At 44.6% G+C, this 20,235-nt stretch carries 18 protein-coding genes and 1 riboswitch; of the genes, 14 read left to right on the forward strand and 4 right to left on the reverse strand.

Going from position 1 to position 20,235, the window contains the following annotated elements:
• Positions 1 to 33 precede the first annotated feature (33 nt).
• The 4 genes from ACQRCC_RS11080 (at position 34) to ACQRCC_RS11095 (ending at position 7,006) form a co-directional block, all read left to right on the forward strand.
• Positions 34 to 729, forward strand: coding sequence for a response regulator transcription factor (locus tag ACQRCC_RS11080; protein ID WP_427850835.1), 696 nt, complete (start codon positions 34 to 36; stop codon positions 727 to 729).
• Positions 730 to 741: 12 nt separating this feature from the next.
• A complete protein-coding gene (locus ACQRCC_RS11085; RefSeq protein ID WP_427850836.1) occupies positions 742 to 3,330 on the forward strand; it encodes a sensor histidine kinase in 2,589 nt (862 codons plus the stop codon).
• A gap of 88 nt (positions 3,331 to 3,418) precedes the next feature.
• Positions 3,419 to 4,555 (forward strand): class I SAM-dependent methyltransferase, encoded by a 1,137-nt coding sequence (locus ACQRCC_RS11090; protein ID WP_427850837.1) that lies wholly within the window; start codon positions 3,419 to 3,421, stop codon positions 4,553 to 4,555.
• Positions 4,556 to 4,573: 18 nt separating this feature from the next.
• Positions 4,574 to 7,006, forward strand: a complete 2,433-nt coding sequence (locus tag ACQRCC_RS11095; protein WP_427850838.1) for a hypothetical protein — start codon at positions 4,574 to 4,576, stop codon at positions 7,004 to 7,006.
• Positions 7,007 to 7,129: 123 nt separating this feature from the next.
• On the opposite strand, the gene ACQRCC_RS11100 is transcribed toward ACQRCC_RS11095, so the two are convergent.
• The 3 genes from ACQRCC_RS11100 to ACQRCC_RS11110 form a co-directional block, all read right to left on the reverse strand.
• On the reverse strand, positions 7,130 to 7,624 hold the full coding sequence (locus tag ACQRCC_RS11100; RefSeq protein WP_427850839.1) for a QueT transporter family protein: 495 nt from the start codon (positions 7,622 to 7,624) through the stop codon (positions 7,130 to 7,132).
• Between the two features lie 642 nt (positions 7,625 to 8,266).
• Positions 8,267 to 9,328: a uroporphyrinogen decarboxylase family protein gene (locus ACQRCC_RS11105; RefSeq protein WP_427850840.1), complete on the reverse strand. Its 1,062-nt coding sequence runs from the start codon at positions 9,326 to 9,328 to the stop codon at positions 8,267 to 8,269.
• A 200-nt stretch (positions 9,329 to 9,528) separates the two neighbouring features.
• Positions 9,529 to 9,879 (reverse strand): YmaF family protein, encoded by a 351-nt coding sequence (locus ACQRCC_RS11110; protein ID WP_427850841.1) that lies wholly within the window; start codon positions 9,877 to 9,879, stop codon positions 9,529 to 9,531.
• Between the two features lie 116 nt (positions 9,880 to 9,995).
• On the opposite strand from ACQRCC_RS11110, the gene ACQRCC_RS11115 reads away from it, so the two are divergent.
• Positions 9,996 to 10,127: a hypothetical protein gene (locus ACQRCC_RS11115; protein WP_427850842.1), complete on the forward strand. Its 132-nt coding sequence runs from the start codon at positions 9,996 to 9,998 to the stop codon at positions 10,125 to 10,127.
• 9 nt (positions 10,128 to 10,136) lie between these two features.
• Here the strand turns inward: ACQRCC_RS11115 and ACQRCC_RS11120 are convergent, their stop codons facing one another.
• On the reverse strand, positions 10,137 to 10,613 hold the full coding sequence (locus ACQRCC_RS11120; RefSeq protein ID WP_427850843.1) for an N-acetyltransferase family protein: 477 nt from the start codon (positions 10,611 to 10,613) through the stop codon (positions 10,137 to 10,139).
• 187 nt (positions 10,614 to 10,800) lie between these two features.
• A riboswitch (TPP riboswitch) is annotated at positions 10,801 to 10,911 on the forward strand.
• 173 nt (positions 10,912 to 11,084) lie between these two features.
• On the opposite strand from ACQRCC_RS11120, the gene thiM reads away from it, so the two are divergent.
• The 9 genes from thiM (at position 11,085) to ACQRCC_RS11165 (ending at position 20,174) form a co-directional block, all read left to right on the forward strand.
• Entirely contained in the window at positions 11,085 to 11,906 is an 822-nt protein-coding gene (gene thiM, locus ACQRCC_RS11125) for a hydroxyethylthiazole kinase (RefSeq protein WP_427850844.1), read from the forward strand.
• A complete protein-coding gene (gene thiE, locus ACQRCC_RS11130; RefSeq protein ID WP_427850845.1) occupies positions 11,893 to 12,531 on the forward strand; it encodes a thiamine phosphate synthase in 639 nt (212 codons plus the stop codon). Before thiM ends, thiE begins: the two co-directional genes overlap by 14 nt.
• Entirely contained in the window at positions 12,531 to 13,190 is a 660-nt protein-coding gene (locus tag ACQRCC_RS11135; protein ID WP_427850846.1) for an HAD family hydrolase, read from the forward strand. Before thiE ends, ACQRCC_RS11135 begins: the two co-directional genes overlap by 1 nt.
• 41 nt (positions 13,191 to 13,231) lie before the next feature.
• Complete coding sequence (gene thiD / locus ACQRCC_RS11140) at positions 13,232 to 14,014, forward strand: bifunctional hydroxymethylpyrimidine kinase/phosphomethylpyrimidine kinase (protein WP_427850847.1); 783 nt, start codon at positions 13,232 to 13,234, stop codon at positions 14,012 to 14,014.
• A gap of 107 nt (positions 14,015 to 14,121) precedes the next feature.
• Positions 14,122 to 15,513, forward strand: coding sequence for an asparagine--tRNA ligase (gene asnS, locus ACQRCC_RS11145; protein WP_427850848.1), 1,392 nt, complete (start codon positions 14,122 to 14,124; stop codon positions 15,511 to 15,513).
• 220 nt (positions 15,514 to 15,733) lie between these two features.
• A complete protein-coding gene (gene vanR, locus ACQRCC_RS11150; RefSeq protein WP_427850849.1) occupies positions 15,734 to 16,423 on the forward strand; it encodes a VanR-ABDEGLN family response regulator transcription factor in 690 nt (229 codons plus the stop codon).
• Positions 16,413 to 17,651 carry a sensor histidine kinase gene (locus tag ACQRCC_RS11155; RefSeq protein WP_427850850.1) on the forward strand — a complete coding sequence of 413 codons (1,239 nt, stop codon included), beginning with the start codon at positions 16,413 to 16,415 and terminating at the stop codon, positions 17,649 to 17,651. The genes vanR and ACQRCC_RS11155 overlap by 11 nt, the downstream gene beginning before the upstream one ends.
• On the forward strand, positions 17,557 to 18,618 hold the full coding sequence (locus ACQRCC_RS11160; protein ID WP_427850851.1) for a metallophosphoesterase family protein: 1,062 nt from the start codon (positions 17,557 to 17,559) through the stop codon (positions 18,616 to 18,618). The genes ACQRCC_RS11155 and ACQRCC_RS11160 overlap by 95 nt, the downstream gene beginning before the upstream one ends.
• The gene (locus ACQRCC_RS11165; protein ID WP_427850852.1) at positions 18,615 to 20,174 is read left to right on the forward strand and encodes an ATP-binding protein; all 1,560 of its coding nucleotides are present in this window, start codon (positions 18,615 to 18,617) and stop codon (positions 20,172 to 20,174) included. Before ACQRCC_RS11160 ends, ACQRCC_RS11165 begins: the two co-directional genes overlap by 4 nt.
• The last annotated feature ends 61 nt before the right edge of the window (positions 20,175 to 20,235 follow it).

Here is a 20,235-nt window from a genome sequence, read left to right on the forward strand (position 1 = left end):
CTATTCTTGTATAGTAAGAGGGAGGTGATGAAAATGTCCAGAATACTGGTATGTGATGATGATAAAGAAATCGTAGAGGCAATTGATATTTATCTTACGCAGGAGGGATATGAGGTACTGAAGGCCTATGACGGTCAGGAGGCACTGAAAGTGCTGCGGGATGAGAAGGTAGATTTACTTGTGATTGATGTAATGATGCCGAGGCTGGATGGAATCAGAGCTACCCTTAAGATCAGGGAGGCTAACAATATGCCGATTATCATTTTATCTGCAAAATCAGAGGATGCAGACAAGATCCTCGGATTGAATGTGGGAGCAGATGATTACGTGACCAAACCATTCAATCCGCTGGAGCTTGTGGCCAGAGTGAAATCTCAGCTGCGCAGGTACACACAGCTTGGAAGTACGGTAGACCATGGAGGACAGGCTGTGTACGAGACAGGAGGACTGGCAATCAATGATGATCTGAAAGAGGTTACGGTAGATGGTGAGACCGTGAAGCTGACCCCGATCGAATATAATATTTTATTACTTTTAGTGAAGAATCAGGGAAAAGTATTCTCTATCGACCAGATTTATGAAAATATCTGGAATGAAGAGGCTATCGGAGCAGATAATACGGTGGCGGTACATATTCGCCATATCAGGGAGAAGATTGAGATCAATCCCAAAGAGCCCCGGTATCTCAAGGTCGTCTGGGGAGTCGGCTATAAGGTGGAGAAACTTTAGAAGGGAGTTTCTATGAAGAAGTGGTATCAATCCGGAATTACCAAAACAGTTTTGATTGCACTGGCACATGTAACGGCGATCATCATGGCCATCAGCCTGTTGTGGATTTCTGCTTATCCGGCGCTGGCGCGGAATGCATTATCCTCCGCTTCGGTAAAAAATTATGCAGATTCCGGAGAATTTACAAAAGAGGTTTATGATGAAAGTGCTCAGATTCTCACCAATGTCCGGGCAAAGAGCCAGATGGAAACAGATGGAAAATATGATGGCGGGAAAATAGTAGATATTAAAACTTATTATGACAGCGGAAAGATTGCCAATAAGAATGAAAATGGTATTGCTTACCATCTTGAAGATCTGGTGAAGTGGGAGGATGCATCCCATAATGATGAAATAAACAGCGGTGAGTACGGTACAGATATGAGAGATCCCATTATCGTATGCCGCAAAACAGACCGTACTTATGAGTATTTGTATTACAGTGAGATGAAAGCGCAGGTAGATGCCGGCGAACTGGCTTTTGTGCTGAACAGCGAGAACTGGACTGCAGATGATATTATGAGCCAGCTGCGGAATGGGGAATTCTATCGCGGGGAGACTACAGAAGGTTTTAGTGCTATCCAGGATGGAGAGGGACGTGTAAAGTATGTGGACTGCTGGACCTATGATGGCTATTGGATTGAAGAGATGTATGCTCCCATCGATGCAGAGAATCTGTTGGAAATCGTAAATACAAATCCGAAGTGGAACGGAAAGCTGGAACAGGCATTTAGTATGATCAATTATACAATCAATTCACTGTGGGATATGGTGAATAGCTATGAAAGCAATCTGAACCGCTGGAATGAAGGAGATACGAATCTGCTCTATCTTTATGCGGATAAGGAATCCAAAAAGATTTACACCAATCATGGAGCGTATGCAGAATATGAAAATCTGGAAGAAAGCCTTGCTGCTATTCAGAAAATGGGAAAACATCTGGAAGTGACACCGAAGCTGAAAGATTTTAATTCTGATATGAAGGGAATCTCAGCGTCAACCTGGAAGGATCATGTAAAAAATGAGGGGCCATCTGAGAACTTTGTCTTTGCGGTGGGTGTGGATACCACATTTCCGGTTCAGGATGAATTCTGTGTGCAGAATATGGCTTTTGAAAAATACGCTCCACAGATTCGGATGCTGGTTCAGGGCGGAATGGCCTCTTTTCTTCTGTTTTTGACAGTGTTGGTATGGCTGACGATAACAGCGGGAAGAAATGGCAGAGACGACGAGCTGCATCTGATATGGTTTGATCACTGGAAGACTGAGATATCTGCAGCACTTGTTGTGGGAGTGTGGCTGACAGGAATTTACCTTCTGGCCAGTCTGTGGCCATCCTTTAGTGTATCCTCTGATTATGAATACAATTCTGCAGGTCAGTTTGTGTTCTGCGAAGTGCCGGAGATGGTGATTGCAGGAATCGTTGCAGTTATTTCCTGTGCGGCATTTCTGATTGGATGGCTCAGCCTTGTGCGGAGAATTAAGGCTAAGACTCTGTGGAAAGACAGCCTCCTCAGATGGATTTTGCATCTGTGTGGGCAGGTTATTCATAATATTCGCCATTTGTGGCGGACAATCCTTGTGTTCTGCGGATTTATTCTGCTTCACTGGTTTGCACTTGGCAGCAGTTCCGGGGGAATTGTTATGCTGATGTTTGCGTCAGAAGCTCTGGCATGCGTTTACGTGGCAAGGAGAGCTTTGGGAAGACAGCGTATCCACGATGGTCTGAATCGAATCGCAGATGGTGAAGTGGATTATCAGATTCCGCTTCAGGGTCTTTACGGGGAACAGCTTGAGATCGCGGAGCGGATCAACACCATCGGGGAAGGCCTGGACGCTGCGGTGGAAAAAAGTATGAAGAGTGAGCGCCTTAAGACAGATCTGATCACCAACGTGTCTCATGATATTAAAACGCCGCTTACATCTATCATTAATTATATTGATCTTTTAAAACGGGAGAATTTTACCGATCCGAAAATACTGGGGTATCTGGATGTGCTGGAAGCAAAGGCACAACGTCTTAAGACACTGACAGAAGATGTGGTGGAGGCATCCAAGGTAAGCTCTGGAAACATTTCCCTGGAATATATGAATATTAATCTGGTGGAAATGATACAGCAGACCAGCGGAGAATTTGAGGAGAAGTTCCGGAAACGGAATCTGAAAGAAATTTTAAGTCTCCCGGAGAAAGAGGCTGTAATCCGCGTGGATGGACGTCGGATGTGGCGGGTACTGGAAAATATTTACAACAATGCGGCGAAATACGCCATGGAAGGAACCCGCGTGTATGGAAATCTGTCTGTTACAGATAAGGAAGTCATCTTTTCTTTGAAAAATATATCGGAGCAGCCATTGAACATTGATGCGGATGAATTGACAGAGCGTTTCATCCGGGGAGATATTTCCAGAAGTACAGAAGGAAGCGGCCTTGGACTTTCCATTGCCAAGAGTCTGACGGAGATGCAGGGAGGAGCATTCGAACTGTATCTGGACGGAGACCTGTTCAAGGTAACGATCCGCTTCCCGAAAGCAGAGTCTGGAGTAAAGGAACAGGAAGAGTAAAAGGAAAACGAGATAACGGCAGGCGGGGATTATTCTCCGCCTGCTTTTGTTTCTTTACGAACCTGAAATCTTGCGCTATAATATGCCTATGGAAAAGATAAGAACATTATTAAATGAAAATCTGAATATAGAGTTTATATCGGCAGTCCTTAGCAATCCACGTGTGAAAGGCGGTGTCACCAAAGTGAAAGTGCGTCCTCTTATGAAGAAGGATACACTTTTCTTTCAAATAGAGACTTTCCGTAATAACCAGGCATTCCATCAGAATCTTGATCCCAAAGAAGCGTGTGAGGAAATACTTCGTCTCATGGAGGAGTTAAAACAGATGCAGTTAGAGACGAAAAAGAATCTGTATACTGTACTGGTGAGTAAGAAGGGAACGGTAACCATTAAGAAAAAGGCACAGACAGGTTGTGTGAAAGAGGTGGATCTGTCCCACAACCGGAAGAAGAGATATCTTCTGGAGGAGGGAATGCAGGTGCCATTTCTTCAGGATCTGGGAGTTATGACGAAGGAAGGCAAGATTGTACATTCCCGCTTTGATAAGTTCCGTCAGATCAACCGTTTCCTGGAATTCATTGAGGATATCCTTCCGGAGCTTGAAAAAGACAGGGAGATTACCATTCTGGATTTCGGATGCGGCAAATCTTATCTGACATTTGCCATGTATTATTATCTTCATGAGCTTAAGGGGTATGATATCCGTATTATTGGTCTGGATCTGAAAGCAGATGTAATTCGGCACTGTAATGAGCTCAGTGAAAAATACGGGTATGAGAAGTTGAAGTTTTTAGAGGGAAATATTGCCGATTACACAGGAGTGGATGAGGTGGATATGGTGGTTACACTTCATGCCTGCGATACGGCTACTGATTTTGCACTTGCCAAGGCGGTGGGATGGAATGCGAAAGTCATTCTTTCCGTGCCTTGCTGTCAGCATGAGGTAAACGGTCAGATTGCCAGTGAGGTCTTAAAGCCGGTGATGAAATACGGGCTGATCAAAGAGCGTTTTGCTGCACTTGTGACGGATGCTCTGCGGGCGGAATATCTGGAAAGGGAGGGGTATGATGCCCAGATCCTGGAATTCATTGATATGGAACATACACCGAAAAATATTTTGATTCGTGCCGTGAAGACAGGACGCAAAGGAAATAATAGCAATGAGATCAGTGCCTGCGAGCAGGCCCTTCATATCTCACCCATGCTTGGAAAACTGCTTAAGTAAGAGGGAGTAAATATATAGATGAAGAAACGATTAATAGAAGCCGGCATTCTGACGGCAGTATTCATTGTTGCAGTGGCAATATTCAGTTATCTGACTAACCGCGGCAACGATGATATGACTGCGGATATGGGCGGGGCAACCCTGCCCAGAGTTTATTTCTCCACAGATGGTTTTGGGGTGAATCCGCTGAATGCGTACAGCCAGAAAATGGACATCCCCACCATGAGAGATACCATTACACCCGTGGTAAATCAGCAGTTGGAGATGAATGTGGAAGCATTTGAAAATAAAATAAGTTCCGTGGATTACACGGTCTATACCATAGATGGTGAGGAAAAATTGCTGGAGGGTACCACAAAGAAGGTGAACGAAAAGACCATCGTTTCCTTCGATGAAAATGTTTTTACAGAAGAAAGAGTGCTGGAGCTTGCCCTTACGGTGGATGAGCAAAAAATCTATTATTACACCAGAGTTGTGGATTCAACAGGATTTAACCTGCCTCAGTGTCTGGATTACGTATATAATTTTCATGAAAATGCGCTGAAGAAGGCGGAAAATACCGGAGTTGGCGCTGCGATTGAGCCTTCCGGAGAGGGAGATAATACCACTTTCCAACATGTGACGATTCATTCTGATTATGACCATGTGACATGGGGCGAACTGTCGCCGATGGTTGTGGGAAAAGAAAGATGGAAGATCGTAGAGACGAATCCTACATATACTTCGATTCTTCTGGAATATGAGGTGAGCTGTAAAGGAGAGGAAAACGAACTGGATACCTATATGGTAAAGGAGTTTTTCCGGGTTCGCCTGTCTGCCGGTAATATGTATCTGCTGAACTATGACCGGACTATGGAGCAGATTTTTGACGGAAGTCAGCAGGTATTAAGTGAAAAAGGAATCTTGTTGGGAATCGCTCCTTACGATGTTCCATATATGATAAATGATGACGGAACCATCGTGTCATTCGTTCAGGCGAATGAGTTGTGGAATTATAACAGTAATACGGATGAACTGTCTCTGCTGTTCAGCTTCCGCAGTGTGGAGAATACAGATGTACGTAATATCATCGGAGATCATGAGATAAAGATTCTTGCTGTAGACGAGAAGGGAAATACAACTTTTGCAGTTTACGGTTACATGAACCGGGGAGCTCATGAAGGACAGGTCGGTGCGGCTATTTACTATTACAATATTGAAACGAATAATATTGATGAAAAGATATTTATCCCCAGTGATAAATCAGCAGCGCTTGCCCGGGAGGAGCTTGGAAAACTGGTGTATTACAGCGTGGAACAGAATCTGCTCCATGTATTGGTAGATGGAACTCTGTATGAGATTGACATGGAGAAGGATAAGAAAACAGAACTGGTAAACAATCTGGAAGAAGACCAGTATGTAGTGTCTGATGACGGACAGCTGCTTGCCTATGAGAATGGTGAGGGCGATGAGAAAGACGGAAGTGTAACCGTAGAGAATCTTCAGACAGGAAAGAAATATCTGGTAGAAGCCGGTGAAGGCGAGACTATCCGTCCTTTGGGATTTGTTAACAGTGATTTTGTATCCGGTATTGCACGGACAGAGGATGCGGGGCAGACTATTTCCGGCGGAAACGTTCTTCCCATGTATCGAATAGAGATAAGAAGCTCCGATAATAAAGTAATCAAAACATATGAGTCTGCGGAAGCATATATTCTGGATGTGGAAATATCTGATGGCATGCTTACCCTGAACCGGGCAGTGAAAAACGGAAATATTTATACCAGCATTAATGCGGATTATATTACAAATAACGAGGAGAAAAAGGAAAGCAATATTTCTTTGGATTCTTATATAACAGATCTGAAAGAAACACAGATGCGGCTGACTTTTGCCGATGGTGTTCAGAATCAGGAAGTAAAAATACTGAGACCGAAGATGGTAATGTCTGATAAACCGGCATTGGAAGAATTCAGCAATGGAAATGACCTGGAGCGATATTATGTATATGGTCTGGGTTGTTTGCAGGGAATTTACAAAAAAGCGGGTTATGCAGTACAGGCGGCAGAGAATGTAAGTGGAGTAGTGGTGACCTCCAGCCAGGAGTATGTGTGGGAGCGTGGAAATCGCAGCCTGGAATATTACATATCCGGACAGGATGAATTAATTCTTTCCATGCGGGAGCAGCTGGTGGCAGGAAAATCTGCCATGGAGCTTGCAGGTGAAATATCAGACGGCAAAGCTTTGGAACTCACCGGATGTACCACGAATGAGATTCTGTATCTCATTAATAAGAACACACCGGTCATTGGAATGATAGATGGAACCAATGCAGTCATTCTGACCGGTTACGATAAGAGTAATGTAATGTACATGGAAGTAAGTACAGGAAATATACTGTCGGTACCATATGAGCAGATGGATGCCATGCTGGCAGGGACAGGAAGAGCATTTATCGGATATATCAGATAGGATAAGAGCCCTGCCTATTTAGGCAACGCATAAAAAACCCGTGTATCAGAGAAAAATTTTCTCCGGTGCACGGGGTTTTTTACATTATGAAGTTTTTTGATATTAAATGAATTGATATAAAATTTATACAGAAGCAGTTTTAAAAATCAAACCTCTGTAGCGATTCAGTGCAAAATAAATGATCATGCCCAGAACACCGCAGGAAATAACCTCACCAATACCGACGGTCAGCATCATAAACGGAATCGGAAGTGTCACGCCATATCCAAAGCGGAGCACGAATGGAACGATTACTGTATTTGCTGCAATAGGAGGAAGCGGAGCAACGAATTTATTCTGGCCGCGGAGCATATATGTGCCGAACGCACCGATTAAAGTTGCAATACTTCCGAAAACAATGTCCGGCAGAATAGCACCGCCAAGAATGTTTCCAATCAGACATCCGATGAACAATCCAGGGATAGCAGCGGGTGTAAATAATGGTAAAATCGTAAGGGCTTCTGAGATACGAACCTGTACCTCTCCAAATGAAAATGGTGCAAAAATATAAGTGAGCACCACGTAGATGGCAGCAATCATTGCCGCCTGGGTCAGAAATGTTACTTTGTTCTCTTTCATATTTTGTTCTCCTTTAGTTTTGTTTTACGTGTGGAAGGTCTCGAACACACGGCACATTTAACGGCGGTGACCGCCGGAAAGCCCGAAAAGACCTTATTTTTTGCCTTAGCATGCAAAGCAGGCTGCCGGTGGCAGGCTGCGTGTAGTGGGCTTTGCAACGATTAGGAGTATAGCATAGACGGAGGGGAAAAGCAAGGAAAGTACAAAAAAAGTACCAAATTTGCGTCGAAACCCCATCGGTTTTTGATTTTGGGCACCGTGCAGCGAAGAAAACAGGGAAATTGCCATCGAATTTGAAGAAAGTGCAAAACGAAAGGTAAAATTGGAGACTCCTTTACCATTGAAATAGTGGAAACGTGAAATGGATGGCAAATTTGGAGGCTTCTTTGCCATTGGATTAGTAAAATTGCGGAGTGGAAGGCAAATTCGCAGTTATTATTACCATTGGAATAGTGAGATTGAGAAATGAATGGTAATGTTAATGAATTTTGTGCCATCAGATCAGCAGGAAAGCCGAAACGAAAGGTAACTCAGCTTTTTGAGAGATTTGTTTTCAGAAAAGAAGCCATTGCTTTTGTAACTGGAGCACATTAGAATGCGCATATTCATTTATTTGCAATGGCTTCTTATATCAGCCGGGTTTTATTCCCAGTTTGAAGGCTGTACCGGGTATTTTGCACATTGTCTTGCTGCCCGCATATAGGCGTCAATGTTTTCCAATGGAGCCTGTACCGGAATGTCACATCCCGGGGCAATGGTAAAGCCACGCGGATTATCCCAGCACTTTGCGAAACAATCTTTTACCGCCTGTTCTATAGAAGCAGGAGTTCCTTCCAGAATTTCAATTGGTGATACATTTCCCATAATGGATAATTGGTCGCCAACAGTTTCTTTTGCGTAGACAATATCTACGGCACTGTCAATGCTGATTCCCCGAATTTTCATTTCTGTAAAGCATTCCAGAAGTTTCGAAGTGTCTCCACAGATATGAAAGCCAGCACCGCGGCAACCCCATTCTTTCCATTTATCCATAACCTTTATATAGTAAGGCGTGACAAATTCGCGGAACTGTTTTGGCGATACGAGAGAAGCAGTTGGTTCGGCTAAACCAATACCAATCTGGTTTTCTACGAATTTGCGGCCCACTTCGATGGTGGCATCGGCAGCAAAATCAAGAAGCTTATGCAGCCCTTCCGGGTCTTTGCGCATTGCTTTTAATACAGTCGTGGTTCCGGCAAGGTTGGCAGCGGTTGTAAATGGTCCCATAAAGCCAACGCCGGTAAAGATTTCATCATTGAGTTCATCCTGAATGATGCGTACTGCATCAAAAGCAACCTGTGCATTTTTATCATTTTCAAAGCGGAGATTATTGAGATCAAGTTGATCAACATCAGCAATATTATGCAGAACCGCATTTTTTACCATTGGAATACCGGTGGGGTCATAGGTAGATTCTGCACCGAACGCGAGAGGGATACCGTCGATCCTGTAATTCACGCTCAATCCGTCCTGACCAAAGCGTTTATAACTTTCAATGAGCCAGTGTGCACGTGATTTTGCTTCCGTAAAAGCTTCATCATAAGTGGCACCGAAGTTCATTCCGATATATGGGGAGAAAAGTTTGATTGGCATACGGTCTACCGGTTTGCCGGCAAATAATGCAAATGCCCGTTCTTTGGGTGTCATCTGGTCGTCTTTATGCATAGTAACATGCCTCCTTTTTCCTGTTATTTCAAGTACACCTTCTAAGATAAATATACTTCCCGGAGAGGGGAGAATCAATGATGTGCGGTAAAGTTATATATTGAAAAAAGATATATAAAAAGAATATTTATTGATAAAAATTATAAAAACCGCCCTTGTACTTTGGCGGGTAAGGGCGGTTGAAGGATTTGATTATGAAACTATTTGCATTTAAAGTCTATCGGGCTGTCAATAAGTGTAGCGGCCTGAAATTCATGTCTGTGGTTATCCTCTTCTTCGGTAAAATCCTTAATGAAATGAACGTGTTTTCCATTTCCTACATCAATTGCACCGGAAGTTTTTCCGCAGAATTCATGGAAATGTTTATCGGAAAAGTCGGTATGAAATTTCACTTCATGGAAATGATCATGTTTATCTTTGCAGTACATAGCTTCACCGGTTACTGTGCAGAATCTGTGATTGTGGCAGTCACCATTTTCGTTGAAAATACGTGTGCTTCCGGTGAGTTCATGAACATGTTTTTGCTCTTTGTGACAATTATAATTATACATTTTAAAAATTCCTTTTTCTTTTATGATATGACAATAGCTGTGGTATGTGAAAAAGAAGATTTTCTCATGGCATAAAAATGTTCTTTCGGCGGTATCCTAATACGGGGTGATCAATTATGAGAGACAAGCAGGAAAAAAAGGACCTGGAACGGTTCAACAGCATTACCCAAAAGGTAAAGCCGGAGAACCAGAACCAGTATCACAATGTAAGAAAAGAAGCTGTGGATGCGAAGAGAAGACAAGTGTAAGGAGTCAGCCTACCGGGCTAACTTATGCAGCGTTTCGCCGGCAGCCCGGTAGAGCGTCCACTCATCCATTGGTTTGGCATCCAGAGAAAGGTAAAAATCAATGCTGGGCTGATTCCAGTCAAGACAGGACCATTCCAGTCTTCCGCATCCTCTTTCGACAGCAATACGTGCCAGCTCCTTCAAAAGAGCTTTTCCGTACCCCTTTCCCCGGTATTCCGGCTTTACATATAAGTCCTCCAGGTAAATCCCGGCACGACCTAAAAACGTAGAAAAATTGTGGAAAAAGAGGGCAAAACCTACTTCTTTTCCTTCTTCTAACGCAAAAAGAACCTCCGCAGCTTTTTTGTCAAAAAGCCATTCTTTCAGCAGTTCTTCGGTTGCCACGACTTCGTCAAGCATGTTCTCATAAGTGGCCAGTTCCTTTATAAAATTCAGAATAATTCCGGTATCCTGTTCATTAGCGTATCTGAAAGTTGTTTTTTGCATAATGTACTCCTTTTTATTAATGTATAAAATGATTTTCAATGAGTTTATTATAGTGGGTTTTGGGGCAAATGTCTATGGGATAGTGGGATAGGGGACGGTTCTTTGTCCTAAAGCCAGGACAAAGAACCGTCCCCTATCCCACATCTTTTCCTTGCAAATTGTCGAAGGAGTAGTATAATCGAATATAACAAAGCAAACGGGGAGCTTGCAGCAGCAGGCTGAGAGGAGGCTGACACTGTCTCGACCCATTAACCTGATTTGGATAATGCCAACGTAGGAATATAGCGAATGTGCAGTGTGAGCAGATGTACCTACAGTAGGTGTATCTGCTTTATTTTTCAAGACTCGCTTGCGAGTCTTGGCGCGGGATTCGGGCCTGCAAAGCAGGCATACTACTAATCCGAATCCCTGCGCATCTTCGCGAAGCGCATATCAGACGGGTACAAACAGAGCATGAAGGAGGATAATAAGATGCTTGGAACATGTATTGAAAATGTAAGAAAAACGGTGCCGTTGGTACATAATATTACAAATTATGTAACGGTAAATGATGTGGCAAATGTGCTGCTGGCATGCGGAGGAAGCCCAATCATGTCAGATGAGCCGGAGGATGTGGCAGATATCACTGCTATTTGCGGCGGATTGAATATTAACATCGGAACATTGAATCAGAGAAGTATTGAGGCAATGTTTGTTGCAGGCAGAAAGGCAAATGAGCTGAATCATCAGCTGCTTTTGGATCCGGTAGGAGCGGGAGCAAGCGCCCTTCGTACCAATACGGCAGTGAAGCTGATGAAAGAGCTTAGATTTGATGTGATCCGTGGAAATATTTCCGAAATCAAAACGCTGGCGCAGGGCAGCGGAACTACCAAGGGTGTGGATGCTGATGTGGCAGACGCGGTTACGGAAGAAACTCTGGACGAGGCTGTGGCATTTGTAAAGAAATTTTCAGAGAAGACCGGAAGTATTGTTGCAATCACGGGAGCCATTGACCTTGTGGCAGATAAGGACACCTGTTATGTGATTCGAAACGGTCGTCCGGAGATGGGAAAGATCACGGGAACAGGATGTCAGCTGTCCGGTATGATGACAGCATTTCTCGTTGCAAATCCGGAAAATAAGCTGGAGGCAGCGGCGGCAGCAGTCTGCACGATGGGCCTGGCAGGAGAGATAGGATGGAGCAGGATGCAGGAAGGTGATGGAAATTCCACCTACCGCAACCGGATTATTGATGCAATTTACAATATGGACAAGGAGACATTAGAAAAAGGAGCAAAATATGAAGTGCGATAAAGAAAGTTTACTTCTGTATGCGGTGACAGACAGAAGCTGGCTGAATGGGCAGACGCTGTACGAACAGGTAGAACAGGCGCTGGAGGGCGGCGCTACCTTTGTGCAGCTTCGGGAAAAAGAACTGGATGAAGAACATTTTCTGGAAGAAGCCAGGGAGATCAAAGAACTTTGCAGAAAATACAATGTACCTTTTGTAATTAATGATAACGTGGACATTGCTCTTGCTATGGACGCAGACGGTGTACATGTGGGGCAGAGCGATATGGAAGCAGGGGATGTCCGGGCAAAGCTGGGTCCTGATAAGATCATCGGAGTATCTGCGCAGACGGTGGAGCAGGCGCTTCTGGCACAGAGTCACGGCGCGGATTATCTCGGTGTGGGTGCCGTATTTCCTACAGGTTCCAAGGCGGATGCAAGTGAGGTGAGCCATGACACCCTGAGGGAAATCTGTGAGGCCGTGGATATTCCGGTTATAGCAATCGGCGGTATTGGTAAGAATAATGTAAAAGAGCTCTCCGGCAGCGGAATCTGCGGAATTGCGGTGATCAGTGCCATTTTTGCACAGAAAGATATTAAGACAGCCACAGAAGAATTAAAAGAAGCTGTCAGAGAAACGGTGATGTAATGATTAAGGGAGCAATTTTTGATGTAGACGGAACTCTTCTGGATTCTATGTGTATCTGGCTGGATGCCGGGGAGCGGTATCTGAGAAAATGTGGACTGGAGCCGGAAGAAGGCCTGGGAGAAAAAATATTTACCATGACCCTGGAAGAAGGAGCGGCTTATGTGAAAAAGGGCTATCACCTTTCCCAGAGCGAGGATGAAATCGTGAGCGGAGTCCTGGAAATTGTGAGAGAATTCTATTATGAAGAAGCGCCGCTGAAAGAGGGGGCAAAAGCATTTTTGCAGGCTTTGCAGGAACATGACATTCCTATGGTGGTTGCGACATCCGGGAATCAGGAGCTGGTAGAGGCGGCATTTACAAGGCTGGGTATTCTGGATTATTTCGATCGGATTTTCACCTGTACGGAAGTGGGAGTGGGTAAACGTTATCCGGACATTTACCGGTGTGCTGCACAATATATGGAAACCAGACCGGAAGAGACTTATGTGTTCGAGGATGTACTTCATGCTGTCAGAAGTGCGGGCTCAGCGGGATTCCGGACGGTGGGCATATATGATGCGTCCAGCGATAAAGAGCAGGAAGAGATCCGAAAGAGCGCCGATATTTATCTGGGAGACCTGACAGATTTTTCAAAGTTCTGGGAGTATGCAGAAAAATAGATCCGAGAGTGGGTATCGAATAAGAAGAGAGGAATGACGATATGAAAACAGCGTTAACAATTGCAGGAAGCGATTCAAGCGGAGGTGCCGGAATTCAGGCGGATATTAAAACGATGATGGCAAATGGAGTTTATGCCATGAGTGCCATTACGGCTCTGACAGCGCAGAATACCATGGGAGTAACCGATATCATGGAGGTGACGCCGGAGTTCCTGGAAGCTCAGCTGGATGCGGTATTTACCGATATTTTTCCGGATGCGGTGAAGATCGGAATGGTGTCTGCCAGTCCTCTGATTCTGAAGATTGCAGAGAAACTGAAGGAGTATGGGGCAAAAAACATTGTGGTGGATCCGGTGATGGTTGCAACCAGCGGATCAAAATTAATCAGTGATGAGGCGATTGCCACATTAAAAGAAAATCTTTTTCCACTGGCGAAGGTACTGACCCCTAATATTCCGGAGGCAGAGGTTTTATCCGGAATGGAAGTCAAATCAGAAGCAGATATGATTTCTGCGGCAAAGCAGATAAGTGACTCCTGGCATTGTGCGGTACTCTTAAAAGGCGGACATCAGCTGAATGATGCCAATGATCTTTTGTATCATGACGGGAATTACAGGTGGTTTTACGGAAGACGTATTGATAATCCGAATACTCATGGGACCGGTTGTACTCTGTCAAGTGCTATTGCGTCAAATCTTGCCAGGGGCTGTGACCTGGAAGAGTCGGTGGAACGTGCCAAGGCATATATTTCCGGCGCACTGGAAGCGATGCTGGACCTTGGAAAGGGAAGCGGACCTATGAATCACGGATTTGCTCTCGAATAAGAATGAGATAGATATAGATATAGATATGGAATACAGTCTTGCCTTTAAAAAAATAGAAAAGTGTGTTAAGATAAGCATAGCAATTTTAACAAAAGGAGTTTTTTGGTATGGACTTGATTACAATCAGAGAATTATACAAGAACAGAGAAGCGTATCTGGATCAGAAGATTACGATAGGGGGATGGGTACGCAGTATTCGTGATTCAAAAACATTTGGATTTATTGTTGTAAATGACGGAACCTTTTTTGAACCTCTGCAGGTAGTATACCATGATAAGATGGAAAACTTTGCAGAGATTTCCAAACTGAATGTAGGAGCTGCCATCATCGTGACAGGAACGCTGGTCGCAACTCCGCAGGCGAAGCAGCCGTTTGAGATTCAGGCAGATGAAGTAGAGGTAGAGGGCGCATCTGCACCGGATTATCCGCTTCAGAAGAAACGTCACAGTTTCGAATATCTGAGAACAATTGCTCACCTGAGACCGAGAACCAATACTTTCCAGGCAGTGTTCCGCGTGAGATCCCTGACTGCATTTGCCATTCACAAATTCTTCCAGGAGAGAGGATTCGTGTATGTACACACACCGCTGATCACCGGAAGTGACTGTGAGGGTGCGGGAGAGATGTTCCGCGTAACAACACTGGATATGGAAAATGTGCCGAAGAACCCGGATGGAAGTGTGGACTATACACAGGATTTCTTTAACAAAGAGACAAGCCTTACCGTGAGCGGTCAGTTGAACGCGGAGACCTATGCACAGGCATTCCGTAATATTTACACCTTTGGACCGACCTTCCGTGCGGAAAATTCCAATACGACCCGCCATGCGGCAGAATTCTGGATGATTGAGCCGGAGATCGCATTTGCAGATCTGGAAGACGATATGATGCTGGCAGAGGACATGCTGAAGTACATTATTAATTACGTGCTGGAGGAAGCACCGGAGGAAATGAATTTCTTCAACTCCTTTGTGGACAAGGGACTTCTGGACCGCCTTCACAATGTAGTATCCAATGAATTTGCCAGAGTAACCTACACAGAGGCAATCGACATTCTGGAAAAGAATAATGATAAATTTGAATTTAAGGTATCCTGGGGCGTGGACCTTCAGACGGAGCATGAGCGTTATCTGACAGAAGAAGTATTTAAGCGTCCGGTATTTGTAACGGATTATCCGAAGGATATTAAGGCATTTTATATGAAAATGAATCCGGATAACAAGACGGTTGCCGCAGTAGACTGTCTGGTTCCGGGAATCGGAGAAATCATCGGCGGAAGCCAGAGGGAAGATGATTATGAGAAGCTGGCAGCACGTATGAAAGAGCTGGGAATGAAGGAAGAAGACTATGGCTTCTACATGGATCTGCGCAAATACGGCTCAACCCGCCATGCAGGATTCGGACTCGGCTTCGAGCGGTGCATCATGTACCTGACCGGTATGAGCAATATCCGTGACGTAGTTCCGTTCCCGAGAACAGTAAATAACTGCGAGTTTTAGTCCACAGTTCAGCCATGCACTGACAAAAAATCAGAGTGCGCAAGCTTGCTTGCAGAAAGCTGATTTTTTTGTCAGTATATGGCGCTCTGCCATAAGCGAGAGCCTTAGCTGCATAAGCAGCGGGAAAGACTGCGAAGCAGTCGGGTCGAGCTTTCATGGCTGAACTGTGTAAATATATCTCTGTCGCAAGCTTGCTTGCGACGGACGGAGAGGAAAGAGTATGAATATTTTAGTTGTAGATGATGAAAGAGAGATTGCGGATGTCGTTGAGCTGTATCTTCAGAATGACCAGTATACAGTATATAAGTTTTATACCGGTCAGGATGCACTGGACTGCATCAATGAAAAGAAGATAGATCTTGCGATTTTGGATGTGATGCTTCCGGATATTGACGGGTTCCAGATCCTGAAAAAGATCCGGGAGAAGTACACATTTCCGGTCATTATGCTGACGGCAAAAACAGAATATATCGATAAGATTACAGGCCTGACACTGGGGGCGGACGACTATATTCCGAAGCCATTTAATCCGCTGGAGCTGATTGCCAGAGTGAAGGCGCAGCTTCGCAGATACACCCAGTATAATGATGGAGGAAAGGATGCCGGAGATGTGATTGATTTCGGCGGACTGTTCCTGAACCGTACTTCTCACGAATGCATTTACAATGAGGTGCCGCTTACCCTGACACCGATTGAATTTGAGATTCTGTGGCTCCTGTGTGAGAACAGGGGAAAGGTCATAAGCTCCGAGGAGCTTTTTGAAAAAGTGTGGCATGAGAAGTATTATAAAAACAGTAACAATACAGTTATGGTGCATATCCGGCATCTTCGGGAGAAGATGAGTGCACCGACGGGAACTTCTGACTTTATCAAAACAGTATGGGGAGTAGGGTATAAGGTTGAAGAATAATTATCGGAAATTAAAATTTAGTATTTTATTGCAGACAGTGCTGGTAACAGCACTGACTGTATTAGTGGGCGGCTTTCTTCTGAACTATGTCATAGACGGTATTTACAACGACACATTTGCCAGTGTGTTTGTAAAGGTGCTTATGGCATTCCGGATCGAGGAGAAGACCGCCATTGATTTATATTGGAAATTAATCGGAGATAACAAGCTGTTCTTTATGATAGTAGGTTTTCTTCTGCTTTTTGCGCTGTTTTTTTATGTGGCACTTTCCAAAATGATGAAGTATCTGGACCAGATCGGGGATGGTATTGAAAATATTCTTTCCGAGTCAACAGAACCTATTCATCTGATTACGGAACTGAAGCCTATCGAGATTCGCCTGAATGAGATCAAGGCAACTCTTAAGAGACAGGAACTGGAAGCCATAGAGAGCGAAAAGAAGAAAAATGATCTGGTACTGTTCCTGGCCCACGATCTGAAAACGCCTCTGACTTCGGTAGTGGCCTACCTGACCATGCTGGAAAGTCATCCGGACATGCCGGTGGAGGAAAGGGCAAAGTATACACATATTTCTCTGGAGAAAGCGATTCGCCTTGGCAAGCTGATTAATGAGTTTTTTGATATTACCAAGTTCAACCTGGAAGACATTGAACTGGAGCCGGTCGATCTGAATCTGACCATGATGCTGGAACAGATCGCGGATGAATTGTATGGTGTGCTTCAGGAAAAGCACCTGTCCTGTGAACTGGAGACAGAGGAGGATCTGGAAGTACGCGGAGATCCGGATAAACTGGCCAGGGTCTTTGACAACATTCTGCGAAATGCGGTTGCCTACTGCTATCCGGAGACAAAGATCCAAATTGAGGCGAGAAAGAAAAATGATGATATAGAAATCATTTTCTCCAATGAGGGAAATAAAATTCCGGGGGCTATGCTGCAGACGATTTTTGAGAAATTTTATCGCCTGGACGATTCCAGATCCAGTGAAACGGGAGGGGCAGGTCTTGGACTTGCTATTGCCAAAGAAATTGTAGAATTACATGGCGGGCGGATTATGGCAAAGAGTGATGATAAGAGGACCAGATTTATCGTCACACTGCCGTCAAAACAGAAACAGGAAAAAGGAGAAGAGCATGAAATTCATACACATCGCAGACGTACATCTGGGGGCAGAGCCGGACGCAGGAGGTTCATACAGCGCAGGCAGAGCGGCGGAAATATGGAATAGCTTCCGTCAGTTGATAGAAGTGTGCCGGAGAGAAAAAACAGAGCTTCTTCTGATTGCCGGGGATTTGTTCCACCGGCAGCCGCTTCTGAGAGAGCTGAAGGAAGTGGATTATTTATTTTCCACAATACCGGAAACACAGGTGGTACTTATTGCCGGAAACCATGACTATCTAAAGAAGAATTCATATTATCGGACATTTTGCTGGAGCAGCAATGTGCACATGATCTTAAGTGAGGAACTGACCTGTGTGGAATTGCCGGAGATTCAGACGGCAGTGTATGGGTTAAGTTATGCTGCCCGTGAAATCAGGGAACCTCTCTATGATGCCGAACCGGAGAAAACGAACATGCCATATCGTATCCTTCTGGCTCATGGAGGAGATGAAGCTCACATCCCGTTTCGAAGAAATGTATTGGAAGGAAAGGGATATGATTATGTTGCGCTGGGACATATCCATAAGTCGGGTGAATTGATTCCGGGGCGGATGGCATATGCAGGGGCACTGGAGCCGATCGATAAGAATGATACAGGTTCCCATGGATATATGAAGGGCAATCTGGATAAAAACGGATGCAGGGCAGTATTTGTTCCTTTTGCAATGAGAGAATACGTTCATCTGGAGCTGAATGTGACGCGGGATATGACAGGATTTGCCCTGCGGACTCTGCTTCATCAGGAAATGGAGAAGCAGGGCGTCGGCCATATTTACAAGATAATTTTAAAAGGATACCGGGATCCGGAAGTGGACTTTGATTTTCAGACGATGGATATATATGGAAATATTGTGGAAGTGGCAGACGAGACCAGGCCTGCTTATGATTTTGATAAGCTTCGCAGAAAAAATGGGGATAACCTCATTGGCAGATATATAGAAAGCTTTGCAGAAAGTATGGATGACGAAGTCGAGTACGAGGCACTCTGTGAAGGAGTATGCGCATTACTGGAGACAAGAAGGGGGCAGGCATGAAGATTCGGGAGCTTGAAATAAAGAATTTTGGGAAACTGCATGAGAAAAAAGTGGTTCCCGGTGAAGGTGTTCACCTGATTTATGGTGAAAATGAGTCCGGAAAGACTACTCTTCATACGTTTATCAGGGCAATGCTTTTTGGATTGGAGCGCGGAAGAGGGCGGGCGGCATTGAATGACACGTTCAGTCGGTATGAGCCGTGGGAAAATCCCAATTACTATGCGGGAGCAATGACCTTTGAGTGTGGAGGGAAGACTTTCCGCCTGGAACGGAATTTTGATAAATATTCCAAGAAAGCAGTTCTGTTCTGTGAAGATGATGGAGAGGAGCTCTCTGTAGAGGATGGGGATCTGGAGATGATCCTGATGGGACTTACCGCTTCGAATTATGAAGATACACTTTTTATCGGTCAGCTTCATGCAAAGACCAGTCAGGCACTTGCATCTGAGCTTAAGAATTATGCAACAAACTATTATGTGGCAGGAGACAGTGAACTGGACCTTGCGGGAGCTCTGGACAGACTTCGGACAAAGAAGAAAGAAGTGGATCGTGAAATCAGGGAAAAGCTTCAGGAAAAACAGAAGAAGAGGGAGCGGATCGAACAGGAGGCTTCCTATGTATGGAGAGATATTCATGTTCTGGAGACGGAACTTGAGGATGTAAAAGACGAGCTTTTGAAACGGAGAGAGCGGGAGCAGGAGAAATCAAAAACAGAGAATAAAGGGATAATCGATGAACTTCGGCCTCCCAAGTGGAGAATTCATCCGATAGAGATTCTGATAATCGTAGCGGGTATCATAGCAGCATTTGTTCTCATCTCACGTCCGTGGAATTTTCTCTTATCCATTATAATTGGGCTTGCAGGCGGCATCTATATATGGAATCGTCTGAAAGATGGAAAACGAAAACAGAAAACAGAGCCGGAAATTATGCTGGAGGAGATATCCTCGGAAGAAGAGCTTGCATCCATTGAGAAACTGACCTGGGAGCAGGAGCATCTGGAAGGAGATCTGAAAGAAAAGAGGGTTCAATATGATAATCTTCGGGAAGAGCTGGAAGATATGAACGAACTGGGAGAAGATTTTGCAAAGTATGACCGCAGACGTGCAGCACTGACACTTGCAGAAAAGCGCCTTGAAGAAATTTCACGGGATATGCGGGGCCAGATGAGCAGTGATTTAAACCATCTGGCATCTGAAATAATATCAGAGCTTACGGATGGAAAATACACCCGTCTTTATGTGGATGAAGAACTGCATATGAGTGTAGTGACAGAGGGCAGACGGGTGCCCATGGAGCAGGTAAGCCAGGGGACGCTGGAACAGATATATTTTGCGTTCCGGATGGCAGTAAGCAGTCTGCTGCATGAAGAGGAATACCCGGTCATTCTGGACGATACATTCGTGTTTTATGACGAGCCCCGTCTGAAGAGAACCCTTAAGTGGCTCGCCGATCACAAACAGCAGGTAATCATTTTTACATGCCAGAAGAGAGAAGAGGAATTACTGAGAGAACTCGGAATCCCATATACAAAAACCGAATTCATCTCCATCTGATATAGGGGATGGCCGGAAACAAAAGAGTATCCCGTGAAGGATCATGTACTGAAAAAGTACC

Origin of the sequence: Sporofaciens sp. SGI.106 (assembly GCF_050314255.1) — a bacterium.
Lineage (GTDB): Bacteria > Bacillota > Clostridia > Lachnospirales > Lachnospiraceae > Claveliimonas.